The sequence below is a fragment of the Wolbachia endosymbiont (group B) of Parapoynx stratiotata genome (assembly GCF_947250635.1).
Lineage (GTDB): Bacteria > Pseudomonadota > Alphaproteobacteria > Rickettsiales > Anaplasmataceae > Wolbachia.
This window is the reverse complement of record NZ_OX366335.1, coordinates 1,184,252-1,202,376: the sequence shown is the minus strand read 5'-3', so window position 1 is coordinate 1,202,376 and position 18,125 is coordinate 1,184,252. Positions and strand designations below refer to the sequence as shown.

The window sequence follows — 18,125 nt, the reverse complement described above, 5'->3', positions numbered from 1 at the left end:
CTGCTGTGTAAACTTACTCTGCAATAACCTTTTTTTCTTTTAGCAAATTTTGTAACTCACCTTTTTCATACATCTCGCGGGTTATGTCACAGCCACCAACAAACTCTCCCTTTATATATAATTGTGGAATTGTTGGCCAATCAGAGAAACTTTTTATGGACTGACGTATTTCATCATTCTCAAGTACGTTGATGCATTTAAACTTTACATTCAATTTTTTGAGAATTGACACGACGAGTCCAGAGAATCCACATTGAGGAAAGTCAGAGGTGCCTTTCATATACAGCACTACATCGTTTTCTGCTATGTCTTTTTTTATTTGTTCAAAGTTGTTCATAAATATCACCTTAATTTTAAGCTCCAGTTTCTAGTTGCAATGCATGTATAGACTGACCTTCAAGAGCCTTATATACCATTCTGTGTTGTTCTATTTTTGTCTTTCCAGAAAAACACTTGGAAGTTATTTTTAAATGATAATGATCATCATCTCCAGCAAGGTCCTTAATCTTTATATCAGCATCAGGAAATGATTGTTTGATAATTTTCTCTAACTCGTGAATTGTAATAGTCATTGGTTTATTTTAATTATAAGCCTAAAATATGCAATTGATTATTGTGAAGACAATAAATTGAGCGTATTGAGAGCACTAGCAAGACGAGATTTTAGTTGACTTGCATACTCATTCCAGTCCTCTATTTCCTTTCTTGCCACACCTGAGGTAACGGCAGCTTTTGCAACAGCAGGAGATACCATAGAAATTAATCTTGGATCAAATGGAGTAGGTATTATATATTCACGTCCATAGCTCATTTTACGACCGCCATAGGCTGCAGATATCTCATTTGGCACTGATTCGCGGGCAAGCTTTGCTATTGCATCTGCAGCGGCAATTTTCATTTCTTCATTTATTGTCGTTGCATGTACATCAAGTGCTCCTCTGAATATATAAGGAAATCCCATTACGTTATTGACTTGGTTGTTATAGTCTGATCTACCAGTTGCAATTATTGCATCTGGCCTGACAGACTTTGCAAATTCAGGCCTTACTTCTGGATCAGGATTAGCAAGAGCAAAAATGATTGGGTCTTTATCCATGCTTTTTAACATCTCTTCGCTGAGCACATCCTTTGCAGAGAGTCCGATGAATACATCAGCGCCTTTTATGGCATCAAGTAGAGAACGTTCTTTAGTGTCAATTGCATATTTTCCCTTCCACTCATTCATGTCCTCTTTTCTGTCTTTGTGTATTACTCCTTGTTTGTCACATAGTACTATGTTTTTAGCGCCCATGGACTTTAGTATTTCCAAACACGCAATACCAGCTGCTCCAGCTCCATTCATGATGATCTTGACATTCTCTAATTTCTTTTCAGCAATATCGAGGGCATTTTCTATACCAGCTGCAACAACTACTGCAGTTCCATGTTGATCATCGTGAAAAACCGGAATATCCATCAATTCATTTAGACGTTTTTCTATTATGAAACAATCAGGAGATTTTATATCTTCTAAATTTATTCCCCCCCAACTTGGCCCAAGATACCTTACTGCATTGATGAAATTTTCTATATCTTCTGTGTCAACTTCTATATCGACTGCATCAATGTCAGCAAAACGCTTAAATAAAACAGCTTTGCCTTCCATGACGGGTTTGGAAGCAAGAGGACCGATATTGCCAAGTCCCAGCACTGCGGTGCCATTTGAAATGACAGCCACATAATTGCTTTTTGCCGTGTAATCATAAATAGCCTCAGGATTTTTAGCTATTTCAAGGCATGGAGCTGCAACGCCAGGGGAATAAGCAAGTGATAGGTCATGCTGTGTGGATAAGGGTTTTGTTGGTATAACCGATACCTTACCAGGTTTACCACCCCTATTATGATACTTCAGTGCTTCTTGTTTTGTGGTGTTATCTAAATCATTATTCATTCTTATGCTTTGAGCTTATTATTAGTAATTTTTTAAGTATATGGGGTTTTTATGAATGTTCAACTATTAGCTTGTGAACTCTATTGTACTTCTGTATAAATTTATCTACTACGTAGGGTGATGTACATGTTTAAGAAAAACGTGCCTAACTTGCTAACAATTTCTCGTGCGCTCGCAATACCGGCAATAATATCAAGCTTTTATATAGAAAGTAAGTATGCAAGTCTAATAACAATATTGATCTTTATGTTTGCGTGCATTACAGATTTTTTTGATGGTTATTTAGCGCGTGCATGGAAAGTCCAATCGAATTTTGGCAAGTTATTTGATCCAATTGCCGACAAGTTAGTAGTAGCTTCAACAATAATCATGCTAGTTTATAAGCATAAGATAGATGATATTACAATTATACCGTCAGTTATAATTGTTTGTAGGGAGATATTAGTTTCAGGCTTGCGGGAGTTCTTGATAGCTACAAACGTTAGTTTACCTGTGAGTAAGGCTGGGAAAATTAAAACATTTTTGCAGATGGTTGCTATAGTAGCGTTAATAATGAGTGATTATGAAGCAACTAAATATATAGGTGTGGTTTGCTTATGGGCTGCGGCTGTTATGACTATGTGGTCAGGCTATAATTACGTTCTAGCTGGCATCAAACAGATTGACTAAATTGCTTAAGAGTATACAAAGAAAGTTAATAATTTCATAACATTGACTTAGTAATTAAAATCCTATATAATGTATTAGTTCATAAGTTGGTCTGTTCATATGACTAGTATTACAGGCACTAAGTTTTTTTTAAAAAGATCCAAAGGTAAAAAAGGTGCTAAAATGGAAGATTTTTTTCGAGATTTCTGGTCAACAGTTGATGAAGAAGAAAAAAAGAGAAAAAAACTTGAGCAAGAATTATTAATACTTGAAGAAGGAAAAAAAAAGCAGAAGCTGGAACAGGAGTTATTAACGTTAAAAAAAAGAGAGCTAAATAGAAAATGTGTATCATTGGCAACAATGGTTCCATTTGCATTGCTGATGGCAATTGAGCTCGAAAAAACATGTAGCGATCAGGTATTACTTGGCCTTATAAGCGGTGCATTAGGCCATATTATATTACCTTTCACAGTCTTATCTCTTATTTGCACGCTATATTTAATTTATAATAATAGAAAAATAGCAGAAAAAGAACGAGAGTTGGAGAATATTGGAGATGGAGAAAAAGAAAAGAGAGATATTCCTTATACAGTTGATGATTACTTTAACTATGCTGATGCTGCTTTAGTTACATTAGTTATTGTGGCTAACATAGTAAGTGAAGCATTGGAGCAAGGAATAATAGGAGACGTAGCTTTTTCAATTTCTAGTCTATTTTACTTTGTAGCGAGTGCTACTTTCTGCTATCGCGAGTACAAGAAAAGTAAAAAATATGAAGTAGAAAAAGAGCAAGACTTTGATGAGAAATCTGAAAAAAAGATAAGCAATATGTCTTCAGCTAAGTTAATGCTCGCTGGTTCTTCTTTATTACTAATCAGGAAAATAATATTGATTTCTGGAGTAGCATTAGCATCATCTGCTGTTGGGCCTGCTTTAGGTCTGGTAGGTATTGCTCTTTTGATGGTAGGAAGTGGATTGATCACACATTCTTATAGTAGAAAGCTAGAGAACGTAGAAGTGAGTGGAAAGGGTGTTGCAATAGGTGGTGGTGCGAGCAATATAGGTAATGGTGGCCAAGAGCCGCTTTTCGTTCGATGATAATGCCAAAAATTTGTTTATTTAGGTAATATTTAGTCTATACTTTATTTTGATCAAAAAAAATCTTATGTATAAGACTTTAATCATATGCTTTTTTCTTCTGACTTGCCCCTTCACGCAGTTATATGCGAATGATCTTGAACACACTGAAACTGAACTATATGAGGAGGCAGTTAAGCTTTATGATCAGAAAAAATATAAGCAAGCTATTAGAGCATTTCAAAAGATAGAGGATTTGTATCCTTTATCTTATTGGGCAATGAAAGCCAAATTATTGTCTGGGGTTTCTCACTATAATATGGGTAAATACAGCGGTGCTGCAAGTGATATGGATGATTATATATACGTTTATCCAAATGGTGAAGATTTGCCATATGTATATTACTTAAGAGTATTATCTTATTACATGCAAATTAACAAAGTGCAGCTTGGGCAACAAATTGCATATAAAACTTTAGAGCTAGCTACTGAATATATTAATCTTTTTCCGAATAGCGAATATATAGAAGAGATCAAAGAAAAAGAAAAATTAATCACAGAACATATATCAAAAAAAGAGTATTCTATTGGTGAATTTTACCTAAAGCGTGGTGAATATTTAGCAGCAATTAAGCGTTTTCAAGATATGATAAGCAATAAAGATTCTAAATATTCTTCTAGAGTTATTAGTTATTTAATAACAGCTCACTTAGCTCTTGGCCTTGACTTAGAAGCTGAGCAGTATGAAAATATGTTAGTAGAAGGGGTGAATTAGTTTTCTTATGGCTGGTCATTCACAGTTTTCAAATATAAAACATCGAAAAGGTGCTCAGGATGCAAAGCGCTCGCAAAAATTTACGAAGCTCATTAGGGAAATAACAGTTGCTGCAAAACAAGGGCTACCTGATCCCGAGCTTAATCCACGTCTTCGCTCTGCTATCTTTGCTGCGCGAAAGGAAAATCTACCAAAAGATAAAATAGAAACAGCAATAAAAAATGCAGCTGGTAACGTTGCTGGAGAAAGTTATGAAGAAATACAATATGAAGGCTGCGGACCTTCTGGTGCTGCACTTATTGTCCATGCTCTGACAAATAATCGCAACCGAACTGCTTCTGAGATACGTTATATCTTTTCTCGCAAAGGCGGTAATTTGGGAGAAACAGGATGTGTGAGTTACCTTTTCGATCATGTAGGCTTAATTGTCTATAAAGCAGAGGGTATAAATTTTGAAGATTTATTTAACTATGGAATTGAATTAGAAGTATTGAATGTTGAGGAAAATAACAAGGAAGAATTATATGTTATAACTTGTGCAGTAAAAGACTTTGGTAAAGTACGTGACGCTTTCTATACAAAATTTGGAGAACCAGAGCTTGCTCGTCTTTCATGGCAACCAAAGGACCTGATTGAAGTTAGCGACAAAGAATTAATTGATAAATTATCTACATTAGTTGAAGAGCTAGAAGATAATGATGATGTGCAGTATGTTGAAGGTAATTTTATTTTTGCTGATAAACTATGAGGCTGGTAATATTTCTACTGCTTTGTATTTTACCAGCATATGCGACTGAAACATCTGCAGTGCCGCTTCAGCATGGGATCAGGAAAAAAGAGCCAGTGTCAAACAAACAACTGTACGAACATTGTGATATGAGCGCCAAGAAAGATGTCATCCCAGTGCCTAGACACTGGGATCCAGAGAATTCAATTGCAAATGGACACACCAAGCGATTGTATAATAAAGACTGGTCAAGCATTGGAATGACACTAACCCACTCTCCAGTGTTATTCCAAGACGGGATCAGAAAAAAAAAAGCTGCTTTGGTGACAGAAAGTGATAGAAAGTTGTTATTCATATCCAGTGACATAAAATCCTCTTTTTTTGATGCAGGAGGTTTGGCGCCAGATACAATAATGAGATTAATCAGCATATATAAAGATTATGGTGTAGATTTTAAAAAAGACATTGTGCCCAAAAGCAAGTTGGAAGTTCTGTGTGAGAGTGATCAGAAGGCTGAAGAAAAAATTTTATATACTTCACTCACAACAAGCAATAAAGCTATAAGTTTATATTATTATGAGTCACAAAACAGCAAAGAAGAGTATTTTAATAAAGAGGGTGTAAGCTTGAAGAGTAGCGAAATTTTTGTAAGTCCTTTAAACGGAGATTTTCGTATATCCTCGAATTTTGGTAATAGAAATCATCCCATTCATGGTAAAATTGCTTTTCATAAAGGAGTAGATTATGCAGCTAAACTTGGCACTCCTATACACGCCACTGCAGAAGGTATAATAGAATATATAGGAAAGAATGGTGGCTATGGGAATTACATCAAAATAAAGCACAACAATAAATATTCAACTTGTTACGCACATATAAGCAAATTTAGTAGCGATGTAAAGTTAGGCTCTAAAGTAAAGCAGGGACAAATCATTGCTTATGTTGGCAGCACTGGTGTTGCAACAGGACCTCATTTACATTATGAAGTTATATATAATGGTAAACATATTGATCCGCTTACGATAGCTCATGGCAATGAGATAAAGTTGCCTGATCGTGAATTAAGAGAGTTTAAATTATTTGTAAGTAAGGTAGATGAAATAATCAGCAGAGAGGGTGCAAGTGAAAAAGCAATCTGATGAAGACAGTACAGATAAAAATACAATAAATGATAGAAATCTAAGTAAAATTCGGGCTTTTCCTGTACTAATAGCGCTAGGGTTAATTTTATTGGTACTTTTTGTGTATGACAGCACAATTGCACTTGGAGTTGCTGCTGTTTCAATATTGACTTTTTCTCAAGGATTTTTCGTTAATGATCCTAATGAAGCAAGAGTGATAGAGTTTTTTGGTCATTATATTGGAACTTATTTTAAGTCTGGAATATGCGTAACGCTTCCATTTTCGAGTAAATATAGAGTTTCTTTGAAATTTCAGAATATCAATACAGAAAAAATTAAAGTTAATGATGCTAATGGAAGTCCGATAGAGATTTCAGTAGTAATTGTTTGGAGAGTTAGCAGTCCTGCAAAGGCATATTATAATGTTAATAATTATCATGATTTTGTTTTTGTGCAAAGTGACTCGGTAATTAGAGAACTGGCAAGTAATTATCCGTATGATAGCGAAAACGATGAAGAATCTTTGCGTAAAAACTCTGACAAAATTTCAAATGAATTGCGGTCAATGCTACAACAAAGATTGAATATTGCTGGAATTGAAATTGCAGAAGCGAGAATATCGCATTTGGCGTATTCATCTGAGATTGCACAAGCAATGCTGAGACGTCAACAAGCACATGCCATCACCTCTGCAAGAAGGCATATAGTGCAAAATGCAATAGGAATTATCGAAGAAGTAATAGCCCATTTTGAAAAAAATAAAAGCTTACAATTGGATGGAAAACAAAAGGTTCAATTGATAAACAATTTGCTAGTTGCTCTGATCTCTGAGCAGGATGCACAGCCGACTATTAGTTTGGATAATAATTAGCATAGAAGCCGATTGGGTTTCATGAATGCAAGTCACTGTTAATTTCTTGATTAATAGACTAAATGATGTTATAAATTACACGCATTAGGGGTGCTCTAAAAAAGCTGAGAGTACATAAAGTACAACCCTTTGAACCTGATCTTGTTAAAACAAACGTAGGAAAATGTATGTATATAAATATTGAAGAATGCTTTGGCTTCATCGCGTTCATTACATCTCTCATTGGGTTATTGCCTCAAGTATATAGAGCATATATCACAAAACTTACTCGTGACGTATCGATGCTAATGTTGGTGAATTATCTTATTTTTTCATCATCTTGGCTTATTTACGGTATTTGTCAGGGTTTAACTTTTGTGATACTCAGTGATATTGCTGGATTAGTGATCAGTATAATATCAATTGTTCAAAAATGTTACTACGATGCAAAAACTGCACGGAGCGTTTTATAACCATATGCTACATTGTAGCGTGGAGCAAGAATATCGTTCTATTGTAGTACTAAATGGAGAAATACCTGATTCATCGTTTTTTAAACAAGATATACCTGTTATTGCTGTAGATGGAGGAGCAAATAAGCTTCTATCAATTGGCGTAAAACCTGATCTTGTAATAGGAGATTTGGATAGTATAAATCCGAATTTACGTGCTAATTTAAATACAGTATATCTACCTGATCAAGATTATTGCGACTTTTCTAAAGCAATGGTTCACTTAAAAACAGTAAAGTTATTGCCATCAATAGTAACGGGTATTACTGGAGGAGCAATTGATCATATACTACAAAATATCAACATTTTTTCAAGTATAGATAGTATCTTTTATATGCCTTCGCCTCCCATGGTGGGGTACGCCTTACAAAAAGGTATTAGCTATTTTTCCTCTTTGCTAAAAAATACTAAAATATCCTTACTTGGTATACCGAAAGCTCAAATATCAACTAAAGGATTAAAATGGGAACTGTACCTTAGTAACCTTGCTTTTCCAGGAAAGAATTCTTGCTTTAATCGAAGTTTAGGCAATGAGTTATCTATAGAAATACACAGCGGCGTGTGTTTAGCAATGATATATTTAGAAGCAGTAAATGATGATGGTGTGTATTGAGTTAAAACATTAAGAAAAAAAAAGTAGAAAAACCGTGTTAACACTAATTCTAAAAACTGCAGGCGCCTGTTGTTAGCTAAAGTAAAGGTCAAATATCTGGAATTCTGGACATAAAATCCTCCTGTATAAAAAAGATTCAGAATGTACACACAACAGATGTGGCTGAATTTTTATTGAAAAATTGGTTAAAAGGTCTGCAGACCGAGATAGATTTTGAGCTCTCTAAATATCTCTACCATCATTATAATGGCATCTTGAGTATGCGGAAGCAATTTTTTCATTAAAATAAAAAATTTTATTTTACAGCGCGGCTACTTGAATGACAAGAAAAGGCCAGTCGGATGATAAGAAAGGAACCAATGAAAGCAAATAGGTGTTATTCCAGCGTGTGACGATGGAATCCACTCTTTTCGTCATCTCATCAACTTAGGATTACTTTTGTACCTAAAATTTCTGGATCCCAGTGGGCTTTGTTGAATCGCTCAAGTGAAAAGAACTGGCAGTTACTGACAAAATTCATTATAAATAGCCATTTAACTGTTGAAGAAAAAATATGCCACAAAAAATGAAAGTCAGTAACCAAAACGAATATAACAAATTCCTTGAAAAAAGGGGGAATATTTTTCGTTACATCGATGAAGCTATCGAAAATTGGTATGAAAATAGTCCAAAAATGCAGGGCGGCAACTATATTTATAGTGATAAAGTTGTGATTTTAGTGCATATAATCGTTAATCTTTTTAGAATTGGCTTAAGACAAACGGTAGGGTTTGTAAAAGGATATCTGCAACAAATAGGAAGAGATTTGCAGCTATTCACAAGCATCAAAAAAAACTTAATATTAAGATAAATGATTGCAGAAAATAATATAGAAGATATCGAAATTGCTATAGACAGTACAGGAATTAGTATATACAACAACACACAGCAAGGAAAATAGCACTGACAGAGTGGCTATGAGCAAACGAGAAAATTGCACGTAATGTTGAATATAAACAACAAAAAAGCCATAGCTGTAAAATACAGTAACGGTGTCTACTCTGATCACTTGTGATTTGCTAAAAGAAGTTGATTTTCAGCATGCCATAAAAGCACTATATGCAGATAGGGCATACGATAGGCAAAAACTTTATAAATTGTGTAAGAAATACGATATAAAAACAAAAGTTCTACCAAAAAAGGATGCAGCAGAACATCCAGAAATAGATTATATGTCTGACAGGAATGCTGCTATTAGGTTAATAAAATTATACGGTGAAGATGGCATGAAAGAATGGAAAAAGAAGTAAATTATGGGAAAAGATCTTATATTGAAGGGTTTTTCTCAAGATTAAAGCAAATATTCGGATTTAGTTTTAGGAATAAATCTGAGATAAATCGAGAAAAAGAACTAAATGCTATTTGCTTAATAAATTCGCTGATATTGGTATGGCTAAATTTGAGATAGTTACATGAATTTACCATAAATCACCATCTCATAAAGTGATGGGGAGTGTTAAATAAACTGTGTCAAATCGCATTTTTAGTTCAACTCGATTTTTAACCTACCAGGAAAAAAGATATCAAGTTGAGAGATAGTTAAAGCCCAATCATGTATAGGCATAGTCCATTTCTCTCCTGCCTTCTTTATAGCACAATATGCCTGTTTATACAAGGCATTTGTGCTAGTAAATGAGCCCTTGGTTTTAGTAAATTCTCGGCTATTTCTCTACTTGATATGTTTTTTTCAAATCATTCATGAAAACTTTTGCTCGATACATATTTCAGTGAATTTCTTATCTGATGTACTATACATTTCTGCTTTAGGAAATACGCTATTTATAGCTGTAGGAAAGCTTTTTAACACAAAGCTATCAGAATATCATCTACTCCTTTCTCTTTTAAGTCATTTAACATCCCTAGCCAAAAGTTAGCTCCCTCACTTTCTGCTATATAAAAGCCTAAAACTTCTTTTCTGCCATTTTGCTAATATGTTATACATACATTTGCTTACACAATGCCCGTCCTCCTTGACCTTAAAAAACCATGAACACTATTGGATATACAGATTGCAGCGGACGACTGCGCCATTCGTTGATTACCAGTAACAATTTGTCAGTAATACTTGATATCTCTGCTGCAGATATTTTATATTTCTTCTACATGCGATGCTATATCCCATGCCACTGGCATATGTACTTAAAACCTTTGCTTCAAGTTCGGTTGTTTGCCTTTTTCTGACTACTTGTGGCTCGAAACTTCCTTCTCTATCTCCTGGTGTCAATAGTTCAAATACTTGTCCGTAAAGTCTTTGAATTTCTTCGGTTGTTTTCTTCGCTTTCAGCCGACAAATGGTTTTCTATCTCGCCTTCCCTCTAGCAGTTTTTTGATAAATGGTGTTAATGCTCCATCTCTTCCTGTCAATGGTCTTCCTTCTCGTATAGATGATAAGATATTTGTTTCTAATTCTTTATAGTCTACCAAACTGGTAGTTCTGTTTGCTTGACTCATTGTCAAACCTCCATTTTTTTATCAATTTATTACTTTACTTCTCGGTTTGACACAGTTTATTTAACACTCCCCTTTTTGTTTAGTAATGGTTAATGCTTCCTTCTATAATGCAAAACCCATACTCACCCAACCCAATCAATTACTTGTAATCTGGATTCCAGTTTTAAGCTACTCGGATGACAGAGAAAGGGCTACTTGCATGAAATTAAAAGGAGCACCGAGCAGATCACTTCTTCACAAAGATCTTATCAGCAACACGCATATCAATTACGCTCCAATTGCTAAAAGTAAAGTCGGTTGTATTTTGCAAGTGGCTTAAATAATCCCATGCGCTATAAGGATTATCTTCAGGCAATTTTACTGTGGCACTGTTATCGAGTATGATATTCCATCTTCTATTGCCTACATAAACACAAGAAGAAATATGATCACTTAATTGAGTTTTCCTCTCTAGTATATCTTTAATGAATTTTAGGCTTGATAACGAATTTTGTCCTTTGATTATAACGAGGTTATCTATCTGGTAATCATCTACGATTACTTTACCTTCAGAGTCAATTACTGAAGTTCTGTTATCATCTTTCCAAAGAGCAAAAGGTTTGTGTTCATTTACATCAATGCGTAAGGTGTTGGGTAAAATCCTATAAATTCTTACATGTTTTATCCATTCGCTTACAGATTGTATATTATCTGTTAGTTTTGAGAGTGATACATACATGATAGGTTGTGTTCTATCTACTAAACTTAGAATGTCCTGTTCATTTGTAAATTTGTTTCCAGTAACGGTTACTTTGTCGATTGAAAATCCATTGCTAATTAATAAGCTCGATAAGCGATCATTACACCAAGTAAAGTAGTAATTGAATCGATTTGTTATTTTATCAAGTGAACTATAAAGTACTAGTGTAAGGAAAAGTGCAGTTATAATCATGAAAGCACACTTGCGCAAAAAACTCCTTTGGCTTCTAGTAACATTGTTCAACATCGGCTTGATCTTTAATATTCTTGTGGTGTAAACTGTCTTTGACAATAATTTTAATTAATTCATTAAAATCAATTCCTTTTGTCAATTTTGCAATTTCTGGTACTAACGATAATTCAGTAAAGCCAGGATGTGTATTAATCTCAAGCATTTTTAAAGTGTTATTTTGGGGATTATAACGGAAGTCTGAGCGGGAAACAGTTTTGCATCCTAAAAATTGATGAACTTTTAGTGCGTGTTCCAAGGTCATTCTATATATGTTGTCAGGAATTTTAGCAGGAAATATATGTTCTGCAAATCCATCTGTATACTTTGCTTCATAATTATAGAATTTATTTTTTGGTCGTATTTCCATAGTGCCAATTGCTTCATTCAGCAACACAGCAGTATGTAACTCTATACCCGGTATGTATTCTTCTATGATCATCTTTTCCATTATAGTAGAACTGTTATTTTTCAGCTCTAAGTAATCCTCATGTGAGAAAATCATGTGTACTCCAATGCTTGAGCCTTCGTTAATCGGTTTTAAGACGTACGGATAATCAACTTTAATATTATTTTTTAGCACATCTTCTCGACTAATTACATAACCTCTTGGAGTGTCGATATTAAGAGAATGGAATATATGCTTTGACATCACTTTATTCATAGCAACAGCCGAAGCCATAACTTCTGAGTGTGTATATTTTATACCTAAAATCTCCAGTAAACCTTGAATACAGCCATCTTCACCATAAGGTCCATGTAGAGCAATAAAAGCAAGAGCGGGATTAGTTTTTTTAAGCTTTTGAGCAATGTTGCTATCAACATCTATTTCTATTGCATTATATGAAAGGCTATCAAGCGCCTTCTTTACTGCTTTTCCGCTCATAAGCGATATTTCTCTTTCGCAAGAAAATCCACCACTTAAAATTGCTATAGTTGGAACCATAAGCACCCTAATATTTTGCTATATATCATATATAAAAGATACTTTTATCTTCAATAGAAAAAACGCTTTGAAAAATTCCACAGCTGTACAGATATTGCAATTTGCAGGTGGCAAGTAGTTTTATGTAAACTGGTTCCTTTGTGATCAGACACCAGATTGCAAGTAATACATTGGGTTTTGCATTATAGAATAGGGTTATTGCAAAACATATTTCCTTCAAACGCAAATGGTGTCCCTATATCCTATTGTAACGATAGTTACTTCATGTTTTTGGTGTCTGTATAATACACATCGCCAACTCTTAGTCTTCTAAACCCTTTAAAGCTATGGTGCAAGATTCACTGAATCAACTGTAAGACGTTCCTGTATTGCTTTATTTACTTTTGATTCCATATTTAATATAGTATTAATACTTTTATACTATATTAAATATAATATTAATTAAGGAGAATATTATGTCAGAAAAAGATAATAATCAATGTTCATTAAGTGAAGTTTGTATTAAATCAATCACTGGACCGTTATGGGGAGCGCATTATAACTCAAAGAAGACAATTGAAACAATTAAAGAAGATTTCAAGAATCTAAGCAATAATATTCATTTAACCAATACCAAGTTATGGGGAGAGTATGGTAATTTAAAGAAGACAATTGAAACAATTCAAAAAGATTTCGAGAATCTGAACAATGAACTTAAACCAGACAATATTGATAGTAATATATCATCTGCTGATATATTTTCTGATGAAACGCACATTTACGATTCAATGTCTATTTAACCAAAAAGATGTGAGGCTTCTTTTGTACTCTCTATTTATTCTGAACTTTTCAATAAAGTAATAAACGTATCTGAAAAGTAATTATGCTAATATAAATATTACAATTTTATTAACACATAAATGCTACCGTGGAGTTAGTTTTTTAATTTAGGAGTATATTATGGTTATGTCTACACAAAACTCGAATTCATTAACGTTTCAGGCACGCAACCTATCTCATATTTGCCATAAAAACTGTGAAGAGGCGTTCAATGAAACAGACAAACCTCTGTGCAAGGCTAGATGTGATGCTTTCTTTCCAGTGCCTGAACCTCGTTCACAAATTAGTGAGAAATTAATAGACATTGCAAACAATCTCCGTTTTGAGAGTGCACAATTATCGTCTATGGCAGATGAAATAGATGCTTACAGTTCAATGTCTATTTAATCAAAAAAGTGTGAGTCCACTTTCGTACTCTATTACCCTAAATTTTCGTCAAAATAAGCTGTTTTATCCTTTTTTTCTTTATACTCTTCTGCTGTATCTAGGGGTTGCTTTTTAGCTGTGACATTTGGCCACTTTTGCGAATATTCTACATTTATGTTGTAAAATGATTTAAAGATTTTTTGTTCATTGTTCAGTAAGCCTTCATCTAGCTCTAGAATATCTTTTATGGAATCATCAGTTACAATTGCATCTACTGGACATTCAGGTATACAGACTCCACAATCAATACACTCATCTGGGTTAATCACGAGCATATTTTTACCTTCATAAAAGCAGTCAACGGGACATACTTCTACACAGTCCGTATATTTACATTTTATGCATTTATCTGTAACAAAATGCGTCATAAAATACTGTATATTTGCATTATCTTGGGTACACTAAACTGATAAGAAATTCAAGCCTTTTATGAAGATAAATAAATTAAATAACGAAGAATTAGAAATATGGCTAAGCTTGGCTAGAACTGTGGGACCAGTAAAGTTTTTTAGTATACTAAGAGCATGTGGCTCACTAGATGAAGTGCTTAAGTATCTTAATGAATTGGCTAACAAGGATTATGGAATTAAAAATGTACAAGAAGAAATTAAGAATGCAGAAAAAATTGGAGCCAAAATAATACCAGTATGTGATCCAGATTACCCTGACATTTTAAGGAATATACCGAGTTGTCCTCCTGTAATAACTACACTTGGTGATATATCATTGTTAAGCCGTGAGATAATTGCAATAATCGGTGGACGTAATTCTTCAATCAATGGAAGAAATTTTGCCAATAAGTTGGCACTTGATTTAAGCGAAGTTGGTTTCATCGTAATTTCTGGACTTGCAAGAGGGATCGATACTGCAGCAAACAGTGTAATATACAAAAATCACCCAACCATTGCTGTCACAGCAAGCGGAATTGACGTAGTATACCCAAGAGAAAATTTTGATCTATACAAAAGAATCACTGAAAATGGCGGGTTAGTAATTACTGAGCTTCCATTTGCTACTAAACCAAAGCCTCAGTATTTTCCCCAAAGAAACCGAATTATATCTGGCCTTTCACTCGGTGTTGTGGTAATTGAAGCATCAAAAAAGTCTGGTTCTCTCATCACAGCAGATTTTGCTTTGAATCAAGGAAGAGAGGTGTTTGCAGTTTCTGGTTTCCCTTTAGATTCACGCTGTAGTGGTAGTAATTATTTAATTAAGAACGGCGCTAAACTTGTTGAATCCGCTGATGATATAGTAGAGAGCGTGAGATTTAGTTTACCTCTTCAGCAAAAAAATCTATTTGATACCGTTGCTGACCAAAAACAAGAAAAATTACAACAGGCAAAATCTGTTATAGTTGATCATATTAACTCTGTACCTGTTGATATAGATGAACTTATATTAGCAAGCGGACTTTCTACCAACATAGCTCTAATGGCTCTTTTGGAACTAGAGACGGAAAATAAAATAGAGCGTTCGCCGGGGAATAAAATATCATTAATTTTCTAGATTGCTTTAGTTATAAATCCACAACCGTACAAACATTATGATTTGAGTCCACCAAGAAAGATGTCATTCCAGCGTGTGACGCTGGCTTTCCGTAATCTCACTAAAAACGTTGTATTTTTACATAACTTTTATACTTACTAACTTAATATATAATCAGAATTCCTAGATTCCAGACTCATGCATCAATAGACCTGCTGCAAAAGGTAATGATAAAATGATGGAAGAGGAATAAGCAGATAGAGTAAGGTAAAAAAATGAGCTTTAGTTACCACAATATAAAGAAACACCCAAGAAATTTTCGTAATATAACAGGCTTAACTGTAGAAGAATTTGAAAAGGTGATAGAAAAAGTGGGGAACGTTCAAAAAAGTGTGTCAAGCCGAAAAGAAAAGTAATAAATTGATATAAAAAATGGAGGTTTGAAATGAGTCAAGCAAATAGAACTACCGGATTAGTAGACTATAAAGAACTAGAATCAAATATTTTATCATCTATAGCTAACCCAAGAAAGGTTTAGCTATATGGCAAAATTGGTTAGAATGGTATAATAAGTAATGAGAAAGAAGAAGATGCCAAGTCCATATAGTGAGGATCTGAAAGAACGTGTTCTCAAAGGAGTCGATAAAAAAACAATGACGATAAAAAAAATCAGTCAAATATTCAAAGTGAGCATAAAACCAATATATTTGTGGAGGAAAAGGAAAAAAGAAACAGAAACCATCTTCAGGCTATCACAAAGGATATGGCCATAAGATTAAAGATATGGATAGATTTATCAAATTTCTGAATGGAAATCAGGATATTAGAATTGAAAAGATAATTGAAGAATTTGGTAATATGTGTAGAAGCACAGTATATAACTACCTTAGCAAAGTAAACTATACATATAAAAAAACTTTTCTTTATCGAGAAAGAGATAAAGAGAAACGCAAAGAGTTCATAAAAAAAGTAGAAGAAATAAATAAAGGAAACTTGATATACATAGATGAGTCTGGAATAGAGGACAATGAATTTTATGAATATGGGTGGTCTCAAAGAGGCAAGAGGTTATTTGCCCAGGGTTCAAAAGAAAGAAGGTAAGCATAATTGGAGCACTGAATGAAGGAAAAGTTAAAGCACCATGGATAATTGATGGCTACTGCAACAGCGAGATTTTTGATGCTTATGTAGAAAAGGGAACGTTCAAAAAAGTGTGTCAAACCGAAAAAAAAGTAATAAATTGATATAAAAAATGGAGGTTTGATATGGGTCAAGCAAATAGAACTACTGGTTTGGTAGATTATAAAGAATTAGAAACAAATATCCTGTCATCTATACGAGAAGGAAGACCATTGACAGGAAGAGATGGAGCATTAACACCGTTTATAAAAAGGTTGCTAGAGGCAAGTCTGGAAGGTGAAATAGAAAGCCACATGTCAGCTAAAAGTGAAGAAAATAACCGAAGAAATGGAAGGAATGCAAAAACTTTACGTACAAGTTCAGGCTCATTTGAACTATTAACACCAAGAGACAGAGAAGGAAGCTTTGAACCGCAAATAGTCAAAAAAAGGCAAACAAGCCTACATCCAGAACTTGAAGCAAAGGTCTTAAGCACATATGCCAGTGGCATGGGATACAGAGATATAGCTTCACATGTTGAGGAAATATATGACCACAAAATATCAGCAGCAGAGATATCCAGTATTACTGATAAACTGCTACCAGTAATCAATGAATGGCGCAGCCGCCCACTGCAATCAGTGTATCCAATAGTGTTTATGGATGGCATGTTCTTTAAGGTCAAGGAGGACGGACATTGTATAAGTAAATGCATGTATAATATATTGGGCATAAATCAAAATGGCAGAAAAGAAGTATTAGGTTTTTATTTGGCTGAAAGTGAAGGAGCTAACTTCTGGTTGGGAGTTCTAAATGACCTAAAAGAGCGAGGAGTAGAAGATATTCTAATTGCCTGCATTGATGGGCTAAAAAGCTTTCCTGCGGCTATAAATAGTGTGTTTCCTAAGGCAGAAGTACAGCTATGTATAGTGCATCAGATAAGGAATTCACTGAAATATGTATCTAGCAAAGATGTAAAAGTTTTCATGAATGATTTGAAAAAAATATATCGTGCTTCAAGTAAAGAGATCGCTGAGAATTATCTGCTTGAGCTGGAAGAAAAATGGGGAGAGAAGTATCCTTTAGTTATAAAATCCTGGCAGAACAATTGGGAAAACTTATCCAGTTATTTTAAGTATTCTGGGCAAGTTAGGAAGCTGATTTACACCACCAATCCAATTGAGGGGTTGCATAGACAAATCAGGAAATTTACTAAAACTAAGGGTTCATTTACTAGTACAAATGCCTTGTACAAACAGGTATATTGTGCTATAAAAAAGGTAGAGCAAAAGTGGATTATGGCTCTCCCTAATTGGGCTTTAACTATTTCTCAACTTGATATTTTCTTTCCAGATAGATTGAAAATTGAGTTGAACTAAAAATGCGGCTTGACACACTTTTTTGAACGTTCCCGTAGAAAATGTACTTGTCCCTGTATTTAAACCTGGACAGACTATTGTTCTCGACAATGCGATAATCTGCAAGGACGAAAAATTTGATAGAAAATATTGGGTGTAAAATTTTGTTCTTGCCTCCATACTCGCCAGATTTAAATCCGATTGAGAAGTTCTGATCAAGCACGACATAAGAAAGGCTTTACAAACCTTTTGGCCCAATATT

The 18,125-nt window shown here is 34.3% G+C and carries 22 protein-coding genes, 2 pseudogenes and 1 riboswitch; of the genes and pseudogenes, 17 read left to right on the top strand and 7 right to left on the bottom strand.

All coding sequences use genetic code 11. The features are described 5' to 3' along the window. Nucleotides 1-13: 13 nt before the first annotated feature. From grxD to OOT12_RS05480, 3 genes are read right to left on the bottom strand one after another with little or no spacing between them, the layout of a single operon-like run. Nucleotides 14-337, bottom strand: a complete 324-nt coding sequence (gene grxD / locus OOT12_RS05490) for a Grx4 family monothiol glutaredoxin (protein ID WP_264374644.1) — start codon at nt 335-337, stop codon at nt 14-16. A 16-nt stretch (nt 338-353) separates the two neighbouring features. Next, complete coding sequence (locus OOT12_RS05485) at nt 354-572, bottom strand: BolA/IbaG family iron-sulfur metabolism protein (RefSeq protein WP_006012412.1); 219 nt, start codon at nt 570-572, stop codon at nt 354-356. A 38-nt stretch (nt 573-610) separates the two neighbouring features. Further along, nucleotides 611-1,930 carry a malic enzyme-like NAD(P)-binding protein gene (locus tag OOT12_RS05480; RefSeq protein WP_264374645.1) on the bottom strand — a complete coding sequence of 440 codons (1,320 nt, stop codon included), beginning with the start codon at nt 1,928-1,930 and terminating at the stop codon, nt 611-613. A 126-nt stretch (nt 1,931-2,056) separates the two neighbouring features. On the opposite strand from OOT12_RS05480, the gene pgsA reads away from it, so the two are divergent. From pgsA to OOT12_RS07490, 9 genes and pseudogenes are all read left to right on the top strand, one after another. Further along, nucleotides 2,057-2,599, top strand: coding sequence for a CDP-diacylglycerol--glycerol-3-phosphate 3-phosphatidyltransferase (gene pgsA, locus OOT12_RS05475; RefSeq protein ID WP_264374646.1), 543 nt, complete (start codon nt 2,057-2,059; stop codon nt 2,597-2,599). 99 nt (nt 2,600-2,698) lie between these two features. Beyond that, on the top strand, nt 2,699-3,676 hold the full coding sequence (locus tag OOT12_RS05470; RefSeq protein ID WP_264374647.1) for a hypothetical protein: 978 nt from the start codon (nt 2,699-2,701) through the stop codon (nt 3,674-3,676). Nucleotides 3,677-3,743: 67 nt separating this feature from the next. Beyond that, entirely contained in the window at nt 3,744-4,430 is a 687-nt protein-coding gene (gene bamD, locus OOT12_RS05465) for an outer membrane protein assembly factor BamD (RefSeq protein WP_264374648.1), read from the top strand. A 7-nt stretch (nt 4,431-4,437) separates the two neighbouring features. Beyond that, nucleotides 4,438-5,178 (top strand): YebC/PmpR family DNA-binding transcriptional regulator, encoded by a 741-nt coding sequence (locus tag OOT12_RS05460; RefSeq protein ID WP_264374649.1) that lies wholly within the window; start codon nt 4,438-4,440, stop codon nt 5,176-5,178. Beyond that, nucleotides 5,175-6,296, top strand: coding sequence for a peptidoglycan DD-metalloendopeptidase family protein (locus tag OOT12_RS05455; protein ID WP_264685248.1), 1,122 nt, complete (start codon nt 5,175-5,177; stop codon nt 6,294-6,296). The genes OOT12_RS05460 and OOT12_RS05455 overlap by 4 nt, the downstream gene beginning before the upstream one ends. Further along, the gene (locus tag OOT12_RS05450) at nt 6,280-7,149 is read left to right on the top strand and encodes an SPFH domain-containing protein (protein ID WP_264374651.1); all 870 of its coding nucleotides are present in this window, start codon (nt 6,280-6,282) and stop codon (nt 7,147-7,149) included. Before OOT12_RS05455 ends, OOT12_RS05450 begins: the two co-directional genes overlap by 17 nt. 76 nt (nt 7,150-7,225) lie before the next feature. Next, nucleotides 7,226-7,328: riboswitch (TPP riboswitch) on the top strand. After that, a complete protein-coding gene (locus OOT12_RS05445) occupies nt 7,317-7,601 on the top strand; it encodes a SemiSWEET family sugar transporter (protein ID WP_264374652.1) in 285 nt (94 codons plus the stop codon). It overlaps the preceding riboswitch by 12 nt. Next, nucleotides 7,573-8,253, top strand: a complete 681-nt coding sequence (locus OOT12_RS05440; protein ID WP_264377247.1) for a thiamine diphosphokinase — start codon at nt 7,573-7,575, stop codon at nt 8,251-8,253. Before OOT12_RS05445 ends, OOT12_RS05440 begins: the two co-directional genes overlap by 29 nt. 553 nt (nt 8,254-8,806) lie before the next feature. Then, a pseudogene (locus OOT12_RS07490) lies at nt 8,807-9,708 on the top strand (IS5 family transposase). A 67-nt stretch (nt 9,709-9,775) separates the two neighbouring features. Here OOT12_RS07490 and OOT12_RS05425 read toward each other — a convergent pair. The 3 genes and pseudogenes from OOT12_RS05425 to OOT12_RS05415 all read right to left on the bottom strand — a co-directional run bounded on the left by OOT12_RS05425 (nt 9,776) and on the right by OOT12_RS05415 (nt 12,662). Beyond that, nucleotides 9,776-10,743 (bottom strand): annotated as a pseudogene (locus tag OOT12_RS05425) (IS256 family transposase). A 226-nt stretch (nt 10,744-10,969) separates the two neighbouring features. Continuing rightward, a complete protein-coding gene (locus OOT12_RS05420; protein ID WP_264374656.1) occupies nt 10,970-11,728 on the bottom strand; it encodes a cell division protein FtsQ/DivIB in 759 nt (252 codons plus the stop codon). Then, complete coding sequence (locus tag OOT12_RS05415) at nt 11,709-12,662, bottom strand: D-alanine--D-alanine ligase (protein ID WP_264374657.1); 954 nt, start codon at nt 12,660-12,662, stop codon at nt 11,709-11,711. The genes OOT12_RS05420 and OOT12_RS05415 overlap by 20 nt, the downstream gene beginning before the upstream one ends. 449 nt (nt 12,663-13,111) lie before the next feature. On the opposite strand from OOT12_RS05415, the gene OOT12_RS05410 reads away from it, so the two are divergent. Further along, nucleotides 13,112-13,435 carry a hypothetical protein gene (locus OOT12_RS05410; protein WP_139686411.1) on the top strand — a complete coding sequence of 108 codons (324 nt, stop codon included), beginning with the start codon at nt 13,112-13,114 and terminating at the stop codon, nt 13,433-13,435. Nucleotides 13,436-13,595: 160 nt separating this feature from the next. Then, entirely contained in the window at nt 13,596-13,862 is a 267-nt protein-coding gene (locus tag OOT12_RS05405; RefSeq protein WP_264374658.1) for a hypothetical protein, read from the top strand. A 32-nt stretch (nt 13,863-13,894) separates the two neighbouring features. Here OOT12_RS05405 and OOT12_RS05400 read toward each other — a convergent pair whose 3' ends face one another. Beyond that, complete coding sequence (locus OOT12_RS05400) at nt 13,895-14,269, bottom strand: ferredoxin family protein (protein WP_010405211.1); 375 nt, start codon at nt 14,267-14,269, stop codon at nt 13,895-13,897. Between the two features lie 61 nt (nt 14,270-14,330). Between OOT12_RS05400 and dprA the strand changes: the two genes are divergently transcribed. From dprA to OOT12_RS07485, 6 genes are all read left to right on the top strand, one after another. Continuing rightward, nucleotides 14,331-15,407: a DNA-processing protein DprA gene (dprA, locus tag OOT12_RS05395; protein WP_264374659.1), complete on the top strand. Its 1,077-nt coding sequence runs from the start codon at nt 14,331-14,333 to the stop codon at nt 15,405-15,407. 254 nt (nt 15,408-15,661) lie between these two features. After that, entirely contained in the window at nt 15,662-15,802 is a 141-nt protein-coding gene (locus OOT12_RS05390) for a hypothetical protein (RefSeq protein WP_264374660.1), read from the top strand. 159 nt (nt 15,803-15,961) lie between these two features. Then, nucleotides 15,962-16,159, top strand: a complete 198-nt coding sequence (locus OOT12_RS07390) for an IS630 transposase-related protein (protein ID WP_264375904.1) — start codon at nt 15,962-15,964, stop codon at nt 16,157-16,159. A 10-nt stretch (nt 16,160-16,169) separates the two neighbouring features. After that, on the top strand, nt 16,170-16,487 hold the full coding sequence (locus OOT12_RS05385; protein ID WP_234301848.1) for a hypothetical protein: 318 nt from the start codon (nt 16,170-16,172) through the stop codon (nt 16,485-16,487). Nucleotides 16,488-16,651: 164 nt separating this feature from the next. After that, nucleotides 16,652-17,884: an IS256 family transposase gene (locus tag OOT12_RS05380; protein ID WP_264685173.1), complete on the top strand. Its 1,233-nt coding sequence runs from the start codon at nt 16,652-16,654 to the stop codon at nt 17,882-17,884. Nucleotides 17,885-18,000: 116 nt separating this feature from the next. After that, entirely contained in the window at nt 18,001-18,078 is a 78-nt protein-coding gene (locus OOT12_RS07485; protein WP_458694712.1) for a transposase, read from the top strand. The last annotated feature ends 47 nt before the right edge of the window (nt 18,079-18,125 follow it).

Excerpts from the sequence above, each read along its gene's own strand:
- pgsA (WP_264374646.1), top strand. The coding sequence starts at position 2,057 with ATGTTTAAGAAAAACGTGCCTAACTTGCTAACAATTTCTCGTGCGCTC.
- OOT12_RS05455 (WP_264685248.1), top strand. The coding sequence starts at position 5,175 with ATGAGGCTGGTAATATTTCTACTGCTTTGTATTTTACCAGCATATGCG.
- OOT12_RS05380 (WP_264685173.1), top strand. The coding sequence starts at position 16,652 with ATGGGTCAAGCAAATAGAACTACTGGTTTGGTAGATTATAAAGAATTA.
- OOT12_RS05480 (WP_264374645.1), bottom strand. The coding sequence starts at position 1,930 with ATGAATAATGATTTAGATAACACCACAAAACAAGAAGCACTGAAGTAT.
- OOT12_RS05385 (WP_234301848.1), top strand. The coding sequence starts at position 16,170 with ATGGATAGATTTATCAAATTTCTGAATGGAAATCAGGATATTAGAATT.
- bamD (WP_264374648.1), top strand. The coding sequence starts at position 3,744 with ATGTATAAGACTTTAATCATATGCTTTTTTCTTCTGACTTGCCCCTTC.
- grxD (WP_264374644.1), bottom strand. The coding sequence starts at position 337 with ATGAACAACTTTGAACAAATAAAAAAAGACATAGCAGAAAACGATGTA.
- OOT12_RS05390 (WP_264374660.1), top strand. The coding sequence starts at position 15,662 with ATGAGCTTTAGTTACCACAATATAAAGAAACACCCAAGAAATTTTCGT.
- OOT12_RS05410 (WP_139686411.1), top strand. The coding sequence starts at position 13,112 with ATGTCAGAAAAAGATAATAATCAATGTTCATTAAGTGAAGTTTGTATT.
- OOT12_RS05440 (WP_264377247.1), top strand. The coding sequence starts at position 7,573 with ATGCAAAAACTGCACGGAGCGTTTTATAACCATATGCTACATTGTAGC.
- OOT12_RS05405 (WP_264374658.1), top strand. The coding sequence starts at position 13,596 with ATGGTTATGTCTACACAAAACTCGAATTCATTAACGTTTCAGGCACGC.
- OOT12_RS05400 (WP_010405211.1), bottom strand. The coding sequence starts at position 14,269 with ATGACGCATTTTGTTACAGATAAATGCATAAAATGTAAATATACGGAC.
- dprA (WP_264374659.1), top strand. The coding sequence starts at position 14,331 with ATGAAGATAAATAAATTAAATAACGAAGAATTAGAAATATGGCTAAGC.
- OOT12_RS05470 (WP_264374647.1), top strand. The coding sequence starts at position 2,699 with ATGACTAGTATTACAGGCACTAAGTTTTTTTTAAAAAGATCCAAAGGT.
- OOT12_RS05460 (WP_264374649.1), top strand. The coding sequence starts at position 4,438 with ATGGCTGGTCATTCACAGTTTTCAAATATAAAACATCGAAAAGGTGCT.
- OOT12_RS05485 (WP_006012412.1), bottom strand. The coding sequence starts at position 572 with ATGACTATTACAATTCACGAGTTAGAGAAAATTATCAAACAATCATTT.
- OOT12_RS07390 (WP_264375904.1), top strand. The coding sequence starts at position 15,962 with ATGAGAAAGAAGAAGATGCCAAGTCCATATAGTGAGGATCTGAAAGAA.
- OOT12_RS05420 (WP_264374656.1), bottom strand. The coding sequence starts at position 11,728 with ATGTTGAACAATGTTACTAGAAGCCAAAGGAGTTTTTTGCGCAAGTGT.
- OOT12_RS05445 (WP_264374652.1), top strand. The coding sequence starts at position 7,317 with ATGTATATAAATATTGAAGAATGCTTTGGCTTCATCGCGTTCATTACA.